Source organism: Collinsella acetigenes, from assembly GCF_012844445.1.
Lineage (GTDB): Bacteria > Actinomycetota > Coriobacteriia > Coriobacteriales > Coriobacteriaceae > Collinsella > Collinsella acetigenes.
In genome coordinates, this window is the sequence record NZ_JABBCP010000002.1 from 226,051 (window position 1) to 239,389 (window position 13,339).

General features: G+C 59.1%; 9 protein-coding genes. 4 read left to right on the forward strand and 5 right to left on the reverse strand.

The window, feature by feature from the left end; genetic code table 11:
• Nucleotides 1-27 precede the first annotated feature (27 nt).
• Nucleotides 28-1,455, reverse strand: a complete 1,428-nt coding sequence (locus HF320_RS03980; protein ID WP_169277159.1) for a radical SAM protein — start codon at nucleotides 1,453-1,455, stop codon at nucleotides 28-30.
• Nucleotides 1,456-1,706: 251 nt separating this feature from the next.
• Here HF320_RS03980 and HF320_RS03985 point away from each other — a divergent pair, with 251 nt between their 5' ends.
• Entirely contained in the window at nucleotides 1,707-2,333 is a 627-nt protein-coding gene (locus HF320_RS03985) for a TetR/AcrR family transcriptional regulator (RefSeq protein WP_169277160.1), read from the forward strand.
• Nucleotides 2,334-2,420: 87 nt separating this feature from the next.
• Here HF320_RS03985 and HF320_RS03990 read toward each other — a convergent pair whose 3' ends face one another.
• The 4 genes from HF320_RS03990 to HF320_RS04005 form a co-directional block, all read right to left on the reverse strand.
• Nucleotides 2,421-4,088 carry a L,D-transpeptidase family protein gene (locus HF320_RS03990; RefSeq protein WP_169277161.1) on the reverse strand — a complete coding sequence of 556 codons (1,668 nt, stop codon included), beginning with the start codon at nucleotides 4,086-4,088 and terminating at the stop codon, nucleotides 2,421-2,423.
• Nucleotides 4,089-4,231: 143 nt separating this feature from the next.
• Nucleotides 4,232-5,836 (reverse strand): L-serine ammonia-lyase, iron-sulfur-dependent, subunit alpha, encoded by a 1,605-nt coding sequence (sdaAA, locus tag HF320_RS03995; protein WP_169277162.1) that lies wholly within the window; start codon nucleotides 5,834-5,836, stop codon nucleotides 4,232-4,234.
• 279 nt (nucleotides 5,837-6,115) lie between these two features.
• Nucleotides 6,116-7,588, reverse strand: a complete 1,473-nt coding sequence (gene gltX / locus HF320_RS04000; protein ID WP_169277163.1) for a glutamate--tRNA ligase — start codon at nucleotides 7,586-7,588, stop codon at nucleotides 6,116-6,118.
• A gap of 194 nt (nucleotides 7,589-7,782) precedes the next feature.
• Nucleotides 7,783-8,736, reverse strand: coding sequence for an AEC family transporter (locus HF320_RS04005; RefSeq protein ID WP_169277164.1), 954 nt, complete (start codon nucleotides 8,734-8,736; stop codon nucleotides 7,783-7,785).
• Between the two features lie 252 nt (nucleotides 8,737-8,988).
• Here HF320_RS04005 and metK point away from each other — a divergent pair, with 252 nt between their 5' ends.
• Genes metK through def form a run of 3 tightly spaced genes read left to right on the forward strand, consistent with a single transcriptional unit; the run spans nucleotide 8,989 to nucleotide 13,339 of the window.
• Nucleotides 8,989-10,272: a methionine adenosyltransferase gene (metK, locus tag HF320_RS04010; RefSeq protein ID WP_169277165.1), complete on the forward strand. Its 1,284-nt coding sequence runs from the start codon at nucleotides 8,989-8,991 to the stop codon at nucleotides 10,270-10,272.
• Nucleotides 10,273-10,291: 19 nt separating this feature from the next.
• Nucleotides 10,292-12,763 (forward strand): replication restart helicase PriA, encoded by a 2,472-nt coding sequence (priA, locus tag HF320_RS04015; RefSeq protein WP_169277166.1) that lies wholly within the window; start codon nucleotides 10,292-10,294, stop codon nucleotides 12,761-12,763.
• 39 nt (nucleotides 12,764-12,802) lie between these two features.
• A complete protein-coding gene (def, locus tag HF320_RS04020) occupies nucleotides 12,803-13,339 on the forward strand; it encodes a peptide deformylase (protein WP_022386598.1) in 537 nt (178 codons plus the stop codon).

A 13,339-nucleotide genomic window follows, 5' to 3' on the forward strand; every position in this document is an offset into this window, starting at 1 on the left:
AAATAAACCTGTCGACTTTTTGTCACATTATTGCTTGAGGAGGCGGCCCTGGGCTGCAAACTTGTGCATGTCGGACTCGGCCATGCCTTGAGTGCGATCGTCGCGGCGCTTGGTGTACAAGGGATCGTTCTCATCCGTCCACAGGCGGTCGGCAACGGGGCTCCAGGCCTCGGCTGCGGCCTTGGTCTTCTCACGCAGCTGCTCGGGCGTCTCTTGCTCCACGAGGTCCGTGGAGTGCGCGCCGGATTCGGCAACAAGCCTTGGCAGGACATCGGGATTCTCAAGCATGGGGCACGGCTTGAGGTAGTTGTCGTTAAACGGCATATTCTCGTAGTACTTCATGAACAGGGGAGAGCGCAGCGCATCAAGAAGACTCACGTCATGGATGTTGGCGTTGGAGTAATGGATAAACACGCAGGGCTCCACGTCGCCTGCGGCGTTGATGTGCAGGTAGCGACGGCCGCCGGCAATGCATCCACCCACGTACTCGCCGTCGTTTTGGAAATCGAGCGTGAACAGCGGCTTTTTCTCGCGCATCTCGCGCACGAAGTGATACATGCGCTCGCGTTGCTCGGGTGTGGGGATGAGCTCGGCTGTAGCGCCGCGTCCGACGGGCATGAAGTGGAAGTACCAGCAGAACAGCGCGCCCTCCTTGATCATCCAGTCGATGTTCTCCTCGGTGGCAACGGCATCTGCGTTTGCTTTTGTCCAGCAGCATGAGATACCAAAGGGTAGGTCATGTTCGCGCAAGAGCTTCATTGCGCGCTCGATCTTCTTATACGTGCCCTCTCCACGACGGGCATCGGTGGTGTGCTCGTTGCCCTCGGCCGAGATGGCGGGAACAAAGTTGGCCACACGAATCATGTCCTGACAGAACTGCTCGTCGATAAGCGTTGCGTTGGTAAAGCACAAGAACGCGCAATCGGGGTGTTTTTCGCAGATGCGGATAAGATCTGTCTTGCGCACCAAGGGTTCACCGCCGGTGTAGATGTACATATGCGTACCCAGCGCTTTGCCCTGAGTGACGATGGAATCGATATCTTCAAAGGAAAGATTTTGCCTGTGTCCGTATTCGGCTGCCCAGCAGCCCGTGCAATGCAGGTTGCATGCGCTTGTGGGATCGAGGAGGATGGCCCAGGGGATATTGCATTGGTATTTATCGCGGTTTTGCTCCTGCTCGGGCCACGCCAGGATATTGCCGTCGACAATGAGGGTCTTGAGCAAGCGTGTGCGCATCTCGGGATTAAGCTTAAATATGCGCATGATAAGGTCGTACCAGTTGCCGCGGCTCTTGATGACGTTGGTAAACGCCTCGCGCTGGGTTGGGAAAACATTATCCGGTACCAGCTTGTTGATGAGGTCCATGATCTTATCAACGTGCTTTACGGGGTCTTCGTCCAAATAGTCGATGAGCTTGTTGAGCGCAGCGCGCTCTGCGGTTTGCTTGAGTGCCATGTGTACCCTCCTGATTGACATCGACGAGTGGTCGGGCGGCGCTGGGTCTTTCGGTCTTCGAGAGAAACGGCTGGAGTCGTAGATGTGGTAACGAGTCGCTTGTGGACAGCATCTGCGAAATTGCACCGCCTGACGCATTCGCTACAGGAATAGTACCCAAACGTGATATATTCAACAAACGTAGAAAAGTCTATTGTGTCTATTCAACAAAGATATCTAGGTTCGTATCTTATTCTACAAAGGTGATTGTGATGGCCAAAACTAAAACGGAAAAGGGCGTGCGCGTTGACCGTCGCGTTGCGCGCACGCGCAAGGCGATTCTTGCCGCGTTTGAGAAGCTTCTCGAGAAGAAGGACCTGAGTGAAATCACCATCAGCTCGATAGCGCGCGAGGCAGACATCGATCGAAAGACGTTTTACCTGCATTTTGGCAGTATCGATGGTCTGCTTGATGCTGTCGCCGAGGAATCGGTCGTCTATATCGTCAATACGGTAGAGAAGGCTTTGAGCGGGCATCAGGCCGAGAGTGCCGAAGACGTGCAAATTGCTGCTGATACGTTTTTCGCAACGGTGAATCATGTGGTAAGCCAAAACATCGTCATCAACAAGCGTCTTTTCGAGCTGTTGCCGCCCGAAGAGCTCATTACGCGTATTCGTAAGCCGCTTGAACGTGCGCTGCTCGACGGCAATTTGGTGCCGAGCGATCTGCCCGACGAGCTCTTTGAGTACTATCTTTCGTTTTTGCTCAGCGGCATCGTGGGCATCTACCGTGCGTGGGTGCTTTCGGACGGATCGATTCCTATCGAGCAAGTTTCTGCTGTTGCAAATGATCTTACACAGCGCGGCTTGATGTCATTGGAGAAGCGCCTCGATGCCTAGGGCGGTGTTTAAGGCGTTAGCTGATTACAAAAACGGCGAACCCAATTACAAGGGTTCGCCGTTTTCGATGAGCGTTTGAGCGTGTTGCTAGTTGTGCACGACTACGCAGTCGCCGACATTGATCATGTCGTAGAGCTCTGCTGCTTTGGAGGGCGGAAGGTTGATGCATCCGTGGCTGCCCACGCTCAGGTAGGCATTGGGATTGGAGAAGCTTGAAGATGCTTGCCAGTTGGCGTCATGAAGGCCCACGGCACCGCCGATGAAGGACATCCAGTAATCGACGTAGGAGATATAGATGGGCTCTCCGGTCTCTGGATCTTTTTTGCCGGTGAGCTTAACGTTGCGCTCCTTGTTGTTGATGGAGTAAATGCCAGTAGAAGACGCATTACCCTCATTGGGGTTGCCCGAAATGATGCCAGACTCCCACTTGAGATTGCCATCTGCATCGTAGTAGCGCGCGTGCTGCTCGGAAAGGTCGACGTCGACATAGGCGCCCCAATCGGGCTGGCCCGCATCGGTGTATTTTGCAGCGGTCTGCTTGGTGGGGATGTCGATATCGCCCGTCTGCTTGTTGGCAACGGCGTCTTGGATCATCTGAGCAAGGGATGCCTCGTCGCTGATCCAGCCATAGGTGCCGCCGCCGATGGTGACTTGCTTGCCATCCGGGCGCGTATAGGTGCGCTCGCTGCCGGCGGTATCGAGCTTGGTCTCGGCGAGGTTGTGAATCCATTCGGAAAGCTGATCGTGGTTGAGCGTGGGCTTGAGCGAATCATCGAAAGTGATCCACTTGCACATCTGGGCGCCGTTGAGCGTAGCTACGGTGGCTCCGCCCATCTTGAGATTCACGTTGACGCCGAGCAGCTCATTTGCTGCGTCGCAGGCCTTTTGGAGCTGTTCGTCGGTGGCGCCTCCGGCGAGAGGCTCGTAGGCAGAATCGTCAAGGGAGCAGGTGGACTGAGCGTGCTCGATGGCTTCCGTTGCCGCCTTTGTTACCGTATCGGCATTTATGCGCTGGCTCGAACGCGCCTTTTCGACGGTGAATTTGCCGGCATCGGCGTCATAGGCGCCGGCGGCATCGAAGGTGCCGGGTCGGTCTTGGTTGAAGGCATCGATGGCAGCGGAGAGCTCCTGGTTAAAGGCGTCCTTGTCGTAGGTTGCCTTGGTCGTCTCGTCGAGAGAGGCGAGGTTTTCCTTGGCGTTACCCGTGGCGAGCGATCGGATGAGCTTGACAGGCCAGAGGAAGGCGGAATCTCCCGCTAGAACGGCTTGTGCCTCGGCTTTAGCGTCGATGGAGAATGTCCCTTTGGCAGGCGTAAAGGTCCAGTCCATGCCGCAGCCGGTGAGGTGCATCGAGTAGTTTGAAAGTGAGGATTCGATTCGCTCTGCTGCGGTGTTTGCTGTGGCAAGAGACACGTCCACGCCGGCAATCGACGTATTGGGATAGTAGATATTGGAGAAGGCGATGACGCCGGCAATGTAGACTACGACAACGATGCCCCCCACGATAGCGGCTGCGATTTTGCCGCGTTTGCGGTTCTTGGGCTCTCGAGGTGCAGAATCGCCTGCATTTGAAGTGGCCTTGGAGGGAGCCATATGGTTGGGTGCGCGATGTGCGCCAGCGGGCTGCTGAGCGCGCGTGCTTGACGAACGGGTGCGGGTTGCCTGTGAGGCAGGGGGCATGATTCGTGTAGAGCTGGGCGTTACGGGACGAGGCGGGGTTATGCCGCCGTTTCCGGATTCTGCATCAAATGCCATCGGGTCTTTCCTTGATTTGATTGAAAACTTGCCATCTAGCAAAGGCGATTATACCTATTTGACCTTGAATAGGATGCGCGACATGGAGTTTTCACCACATTTTGAGGAGCATTTGAGGTATGGGAACGGCGGCGTTGTAAACGCTAGGCGCAGATGCCGCAGCGGGCACATGCCGAGAGCGCGGAGGGCGCTTGGGCAATGCCGCCGCGTGCGGTCTCGCGAAGGCTTGCGGGCAGGGCATGGCCTACGCTGAGCATGACTTTTGCCATCTCGTCAAAGGGGACAAGGCTGGCTATGCCGGAAAGTGCGAGCTGTGCGGAGGAGAATGCGGCTGCCACTCCTATGGCGTTTCGTGTTTGGCAGGGTACTTCCACGAGTCCGCCCACCGGGTCGCATACGAGGCCCAAGAGGTTTGAGAGTGCCAAAGAGGAGGCGTGGAGTGCCTGCTCGGGCGTGCCGCCCATCATCTGGACGAGTGCCGCTGCCGCCATGGCGGCAGCGCTTCCGACCTCGGCTTGGCAACCGCCTTCGGCTCCTGCTACGCAGGCTGAGGTCGTAAGGTTGAGTCCGATGGCTGCCGCGCAGAAGAGTGCCTCTATGATGGTCTCGTCGCTGGCATCGAGATGCTCGGCCAGTGCCAGGACGCACCCGGGGACGATGCCGGAGGAGCCTGCCGTAGGCGCCGCGACGATGACGCCCATGGATGCGCTTCGCTCGAGCACCGCCATGGCTTTGGCGGTCGCGGCGGTTTGGACCTCGCCCAAAAGGGAGAGACGCGTTGTTTGCGAAGCTGTTGCCACGCGTTGCGCTTCGCCGCCCAGGAATCCGCCAAGAGAGGGCGTGGGGTTCGCGAGGGGCGCGCTGGTCTCCTCGCGCATGACGTCGAGGGTGCGTGCCATGGAGGCACGGGCGCGCTCTTCGCCGATGAGGCGATGCTCGCGCAGCTCCATGACGGCTCCAATGCTCATGTTGCGCTCGCGGCAGGCATCGAGAAGTTGGGCACCGTCATCAAAGAGCTCAGGCGTTGAGACGCCGGGGGAGAGTGAAGAGGCAGATCCGGGAAGCTCGATAAAGGTTGCGAAGTCTACGTGATCGAGATTTTTAAGCACAGGGAGCACCTCGCCGCAGGCGGCTCCGTCGGTCTCGAAGACGGAGTAGGCCTGACCGCCCTGTTCGGTGCGATATGTGCGGCAAAAGGCGATGTTGACATGTGCATAGGCAAGCAGGTTGGTGAGGGCGGCAAGCACGCCCGGCAGGTCGCGATGGGCTACGAACAAGGTGCTGTACATGCCGGAGATGTCGACGCCCACGCCGTTGATGCGACTGATGCGCATCTTGCCTCCGCCGAGGCTTTCGCCTCGTACCTGCATGGACTCGCCGCGGGCGTTTTTCATATCGATATCGACGGTGTTGGGATGGATGGAGCCGTCGTCGCCGGCAACGTCGAAGGCATAGCTGAGCCCACGAGCGTGCGCGATGTCGAAGGCGTCGCGGATGCGCTCATCATCGGTATCGAGGCCCAAGATGCCGGCTACGAGGGCACGGTCTGTACCGTGGCCTCGGTAGGTGTGGGCAAAGCTATTCCAAAGCGTGAAGGTCACGTCGGTGACGTCCCCGTCGACAAGTGAGGCGGCGACCTGCGCGCAGCGCAACGCCCCGGCGGTGTGGGAAGACGAGGGGCCCACCATGATGGGGCCGAGGACCTCGAATGCTGAGGTTGTGGCAAGTGTTTGCGGGGTTCCGGACATGAGGGCTCCTAACTGCAAGGCTGGCGGTTGGCATGCCGAGTTTCGGCTCGGTCAGGTCCTGCGCAAGACGAAGCGTCCACTGGACGCTTCTTTGCGTGCGGAATCTACCGAAACTCGGCATGCCAACCGCCTCTAGGATAGAGCATTCAAGTCCCTACGGCTAAGCGTGGAGAAAAAGAGTGTGCGCTTCGCGCACGTTTGGGATATGAAAAGAGAGCTTGGCAAATGCCGAGCTCTCTTTCGAAGATACTGTATTTGCAATTAGCGTAACTGCTGGGGTTACAAAGCCATCGTCTTGGCGCGGGCGATGCGGGCCATGCAGTCTTCACGGCCGATGAGCGCCATGGTGTCCGAAAGCGGGGCGCTCACCAGATTGCCGCAAATCGCCACACGAACAGCCTGGAAGACGATGCGCTTCTTGAGGTCGAGCTTTTCGGGCAACGGCTCCAGGGCGGCGTCGATGGCCTCGGGCGTCCACTCGGCATCGGCGAGTGCGACTTCAGCCTCGTCGAGAATGGCGCCCATACCCTCTTTGGCGAGACCTTTAGCCACGGACTTCTCGTCGTACTCGAGCGTCTCGGCGGTGGCGAAGATGGGGGAGGCCACGGTGACAACGTCGGCCGGGAACTTGGTGCGCGGCTTTGCGATGGCAGCAAGCGCATCGATCCAAGCCTCATCGTACTCAAGGTTGCCTTCGATCATGCCGGCCTCATGCAGCTCCGGAACCATGATTTTATCGGCGAACTCCTTGTCGGTCATGGTGCGAATGTACTCCGCCTGGATCCAGTCGAGCTTCTTAGGATCGAACGTAGCCGGGTTCTTGGACACGTGGTCGAGCGAGAATTTGGAGGCAAGCACGTCGCGGGGAACGATTGTCGTTTCGCCATCGAGAGACCAGCCGAGCAGCGCCAGGTAATTGACGAAGGCATCGGGCAGGTAGCCCTGGTCGCGGTACTCCTCCACAGAGGTGGCGCCATGGCGCTTGGAAAGTTTCTTGCCGTCAGCGCCCAAAATCATGGAGATGTGCGCGAACGTGGGCACGGGGGCGCCGAGCGCCTCGTAGACCATAACCTGGCGCGGCGTGTTGGAAAGGTGGTCGTCGCCGCGGATGACGTGGGTGATGCCCATCATGGCATCGTCAACCACGGTGGCGAAGTTGTACGTGGGGGTGCCGTCAGAGCGGAAGATGACGAAGTCGTCGAGCTCGCGGGCGTTAAACGTAACCTCACCGTGGACGGCATCGTGAATCACTACGTCGCCGCGGTCCTCGGGGACCTTGATGCGCAAGACATATGGCTCGCCGGCGTCGATACGGGCGCGAGCCTCTGCGGGGTCGATATTGCGGCAGGTGCGCTGGTAACCCTGGAACGGGTCCTTGCGCGCCTGGGCGGCAGCGCGATCTTCGGCGAGCTTTTCGGGGGTGCAGAAGCACGGATAGGCACGGCCCTCGTCCCAAAGCTTTTGGGCGGCGGCGCGATACAGGTCCAGGCGCTCAGTCTGAGCATAGGGGCCGTGCTCGCCGCCGACCTCCGGACCCTCGTCCCAGTCAAGGCCCAGCCAGCGCATGGCACGCAAAATAATCTGAGTGTTTTCGTCGGTAGAACGGGTGGGGTCGGTATCGTCGATACGCAGGATGAAGGTGCCGCCATTGGCGCGAGCAAATGCCCAGTTGTAGATGGCGGTACGAGCGCCGCCGATGTGCAGCTTGCCGGTGGGCGACGGTGCGAAGCGGACGCGAACGTCTGAGCTCATGGATGCTCCTTGTATAGATAGGTTCAACTGTTTGACCCATGCATTATAGAGCACAAGCGGCGCGAACGTTATACGGAGCGCGGTATCGGCGTAAATGACGGATATCAACACCCGTTGGAGGCGCGAGAGCCCCTAAAGGCCCTAAAGCGTCTAACGCTCTGACTTCTGGTGCTGTTCGGCGGTCGGTCTTGCCGCTACACCATTAACGCGATGAGTGGGATGGTCAAAATCGATGCCACGATGGTCACGAAGTTCGCCTGCATCATCGGTTTGGGGTCAACTCCGTATAGGAGGCTGAACAGCACGCCATTACTGGCGGCGGGCATGGCGCTTCCCACCACGAGCACGCCTTGTGCCAGCGGATCGGTGACGAAGCCGCCCAAGATGAAGAGAATCGCGCACGGAACGAGAATCAAGCGCGCGGCTCCTGCCACATAGGCGCGCCAGTTTCCAAGCATCTCGCGTGCATTATAGCTCGCGAGGGTGGAGCCGAGCATGAGGAGTACCGCCGGCGTGGTGAAGTTGCCGATTGTCGTCAAACCGTCTCCAAGAATCCCAAGGTCATGTATGCCCAATAAGACAAGGGCGAGCAAGATGAAGCTTGCGAAAAATGTGGGGTTCGCCGCATCGCGGGCAAGCTCGCGCAGACGATTGCCCAGTGAGAGCGCACGCTGCCCCTGTGCGTCCTGGGCGCCGGCTTTGACCATAGCTGCCCCGATACTGAAATTGAACAGGTTGAAGGGGATGTTGGCGATTGCGGCGTAGAGCACGGCTTGCGGCCCAAAGATGGCGGAAAGCGCAGGATAGCCGATAAAGCCCACGTTGCCAAAGGTGATGGAGAAGTGCCAGGCGCTGCGCTCGGTTGCGGGCGTGCGCATGAGTGCGGTGATTGCATAAGCAATGATCGCGGCGATGGCGTAGCCAGCGGTGGAGGCGGCGAGAAGCGTGAGGAGAACGGGTGTCTTTGGCAGGGTCTCGTTTGCGCCCACGGAGGAGACGACCATGCATGGCAAGGTGATGTTCATGACGAGTCGCGTGAGGGCGGTATTCATCTTTTGGTCGAGAAATCCCGCACGCGCGGCAACGATGCCGCCAACGATGGGGATGCACAAGGTGAGCATCTGCAGAAAGATGGTCATGAAGGTCATGGGCTAGCCTTTGATGGTTGTGGTGGTTTGCAAGGTGAAACGGGGTGTCATTCTACCACGGGAGGGCTTTGGTGCCGCATGGGGCCACTTATCGAATTATTCGGTGCAAATGGCACAACTGACGGGAGCGTTAATGACCCGGGAGGACTACACTTGATTGCGTTTAATAGGCAGCGGAGTAGAATGTCTGCCTACACATATGCTCGACGGAATGGTAACGGTCGTCGGGCGCGTTATTGAAAGGGGCATGCCATGCCAGCTACTAATCGTTCCACCTCCGATCGCGGCAACTTCGTGTTCACATCAGAATCTGTGACCGAGGGACATCCCGATAAGATCGCAGACCAGGTGTCCGACGCCATTCTCGACGCCATTCTTGCCAAGGAGGCCGCGTTGCAGGCCCAAGGCTACGTGGCACCCAACGGCGTACCCGCCAACGTCGACAACGTCCGTTGCGCATGCGAGACACTCGTGACTACCGGAACCGTGATCGTCGCCGGCGAGATTCGCACGCAGGCTTATGTTGACGTGCAGCAGATCGCACGCGACACCATTCGCCGCATCGGCTATGACCGCGCCAAGTACGGTTTTGACTGCGATACGTGCGGCGTCATGAACCTCATCCACGAGCAGAGCCCCGATATCGCCCAGGGCGTGGATGAATCCTTTGAGACCCAAAGCGGTGCCACCACCGACCCGATCGACCTGATCGGTGCAGGTGACCAGGGCATGATGTTCGGCTACGCTTCGAACGAGACTTCGACCCTGATGCCCATGCCGCATTACCTGGCGAGCCGCCTGGCGGAGCGTCTGGCCGAAGTTCGCCATGACGGCACTTTGGATTACCTGCGTCCCGATGGCAAAACTCAGGTCACCGTTCGCTACGAGGACGGCAAGCCCGCGGGCGTGGACACTATCGTCGTCTCCACGCAGCATGCGGCCGAGATCGAGGATATGGGCATCATCAAGAACGACATGATCAAGCACGTGATTGCTCCTGTTATGGACGCCGAGGGCATCGATTGGCGCGATGCCGACATCTACGTTAACCCCACCGGTCGTTTTGTCGTTGGTGGCCCGATGGGCGACACCGGCCTTACCGGCCGCAAGATCATCGTCGATACCTATGGCGGCATGGGCCGTCATGGTGGCGGTGCCTTCTCGGGTAAGGACTGCACCAAGGTCGACCGTTCTGCCGCTTACGCTGCACGCTGGGTTGCCAAGAACGTGGTTGCCGCCGGTCTTGCCGATCGCTGCGAGATTGAGCTCGCATACGCTATCGGCGTTTCTAAGCCGCTTTCCGTTATGGTCGATACCTTTGGTACCGCCCATGTGGATGAGGATCGCATCGTCGAGGCCATCAACAAGACTTTTGACCTGCGACCCGGTGCTATCATCCGCGACCTCGACCTGCGTCGTCCGATTTACGAGAAGACCGCCGCTTATGGTCACTTTGGTCGCAACGATCCAGACTTTACGTGGGAGAAGACGGATCGCGTCGATGAACTTCGCGCGCTGTGCGGCATGAGCGCGTAGCCTGGGTTAGAATTGAGGCATGAACAAGCAGCCCTCGCTCTTTCCCCAATTGGATAGTATGCCGAAGGAGGCGCCTGCTCTCGCGGGCGCCTCTTCCTTATCTGCCGCCCCGTGTGCTTACGTACGCGTGGTGGTTGATATTCCCTCGCGTGCGCTTTCGGAGCCATTTACCTACGGCGTGCCGGAAGAGCTGGGGGCTACGGCGCTTGTTGGCGCTACGGCGCTTGTGCCCTTTGGGTCCCGTATGGCCCTGGGCTATATCTGCGAGCGCATGGACAGCCTGCCTTTGAACGGGGAGGGCTCCGTGCCCCACCCTTCGCGCATCAAGTGCATTCGCGATATCTTGGCTGCGCCGGCTTTTACCGAGCAGTCTGCACGCATCGCCTTTTGGATGGCGCGTGAGTATGTGGCTTCGGTTTCCGAGTGCCTGCGGCTCTTTTTGCCTCCCGGTGGGACGCCTCGTCTTGTGCGCGACGCCAAAGGGTCCTATCACGTGGAGGCGCCTGCCACGCCCGAAGCGCACGAGCGATGGGTGTCGCTTACCGAAGAAGGCCGCTCTTTTGAGCCGGCCGCACGGGCCGTACGTCAGCGACAGGTGCTCGACGCCCTGGCCTGCGGGCCGGTGACCACGCGCGAGCTGCGCATTCTCTATACCGATATGTCCGCCACGGTGCGTGCCCTCGAGCGTCGCGGCGTGGTGCGTGTCGAAGAACGTCGTGCATGGCGCGGATGCGAGGATGCGACGACGTTGTCTTCTGCCAATGGCGCGGCGCCCGTTGCGCTCACGGCAGGGCAGCAAGAGGCGCTCGAAGCCATCGAGCATGCGCGCGATGATGCAGCCGGTCGTGTGATTGTTGTCGATGGCGTGACCGGTTCGGGCAAGACCGAGGTGTACCTTTCTGCCATCGAGCGGGTGCTTGAGGATGGCAAGTCGGCGTTTGTTCTTGTCCCCGAGATTTCGCTTACCGCTCAGACCGTAGGACGCTTTCGCTCGCGCTTTGGCTCGCGAGTCGCGGTTTTTCATTCGCGTCTTTCGGCTGGCGAGCGCCGCGATCAGTGGGATATGGTTGCAGCTGGGACCGCCCGTGTGGTGGTGGGTGCGCGCTCGGCGCTGTTTTGTCCCCTGCGCAATCCCGGAATCATCATCATCGATGAGGAGCATGAGCAATCTTATAAGCAAGGGTCTTCGCCGCGCTATCACGCGCGCGAGGTGGCGGCGCATATGGCTTCGGTCTATGGGTGCCCCCTCGTGCTTGGTTCTGCAACGCCTAGTTCGGAAGCTCTTGCCCGCTGCCGTGCGGGGGAGTATGCGGGCCAACGTTGGCTGCGCGTTTGCATGCCCGAGCGACCCGGTGCCGCGCGTTTGCCCGAAGTTACCATATGCGACTTGCGCCGTGAGTTTATTGGCGGGAGTCGCTCGATGTTTTCCAAGGAGCTTCGAGAGGCGCTCCTGGGCGTGGCGGAGCGTAGGGAGAAGGCTGTCCTTTTGCATAATCGCCGAGGATTCGCTCCCTTTTTGATGTGCCGGGAATGCGGTTGCGTGCCAACTTGCAAGCATTGCTCGACGGCGCTTACCTATCATGAGCGCACGCATACCCTTGAGTGTCACACCTGCGGTGCTACGTATCGCATGCGTCCCTATCCTGCTATGGGTTCTGCTTGTCCTAAGTGCGGAAGCCGATATCTTGCGAAGATGGGGCTGGGCACCCAGCAGGTGGAGGATGCTCTTATCCAGCTGCTGCCCGACGACGTTGAAGTCATTCGCATGGATGCCGATTCGACTCGCGGCAAGGATGCCCACAAGGAGCTGCTCGAGCGCTTTGACGCCGCAGAGTGCGCGGTTCTTCTTGGTACGCAGATGATCGCGAAGGGACTCGACTTTCCCGAGGTAACGCTCGCCGCCGTGGTGAATGCCGACTATGCCCTTAAGATGCCCGACTTTCGCGCTTCCGAGCGCGCTTTTGACCTATACGAGCAGCTCGCGGGCCGTGCTGGCAGGGGAGAGCGGGCGGGCCGCGTGATTATCCAGACCTATTTGCCGGACGATCCGGTGATTCGCGCAGTGGCGACGCATGACCGTTCCATATTCACCGAGAGCGACCTTGCCCAGCGTGAGGAGGCGGCCTATCCACCTTTTGTGAGGCTGACCAATGTCGTGATTTGGGGTGCCGATGAGCGCGCCTGCCGGCGTTATATCGAGGAGCTTGCAGCGGCTGTCCGTGCTCAAATGGGCATTGACAATCCGCCGCCTGCTATCGGCCTCACGCCGCTATCCGAAGACGAGGGGCTCGAACCCCCATCCTCCCCGGTTTTGCTTGGTCCCGTTCCCTGTGTAATTGAGCGTGCAAAAGACCGATTTAGGTTCCACTTTATATGTAAGACTCCGGTGGGGTACCATGTTTCAGACTGTATACGTGCCGCACTTGCGAGCGTCGGTTCCCGCGAGGGCATCAGCTTGAGTGTCGATGTGGATGCATACGACCTGATGTAGATGCGGGGCCGCACAAATGAGAAAGGAGCGATGGCGTCAATGGAGATAAACGGCATCGTGATATCGCCCGACCCTCGTCTTCGCCAGGAGTGCGCCGAGATCACCGAGATTGGGCCGGAGATCGAGCGCCTGGCTGAGCGCATGAAGCAGATGATGTTTGACAACGGCGGCTGCGGCCTTGCTGCTCCGCAGATTGGCGAGCTTATTCAGCTCGTGGTTATCGATACCGACTATACGGGCGCCGATGACTACGACCCTTACGTGCTTATCAATCCCGTTATCGTGGAGCAGTCGGACACGCTTGCACCGTATAACGAGGGCTGCTTGTCCATTCCGGGCATTAACTGCGAGATTTCTCGTCCTGATCACGTGGTTGTCGAGGCATATGACCTCGACGCGAATCTCATGCGCTATGAGGCGGCAGGCGACCTGATGTGCGTGTGCCTGCAGCACGAGATCGACCATCTCCACGGCAAGACGATGTTCGAGCGTTTGGCTCCTGGCAAAAGGATCGCCGCTCTCCATGATTATCAGGAGGCGCGTGCTCGCGGTGCCAGGCCTGGCGAGACGGAGTAG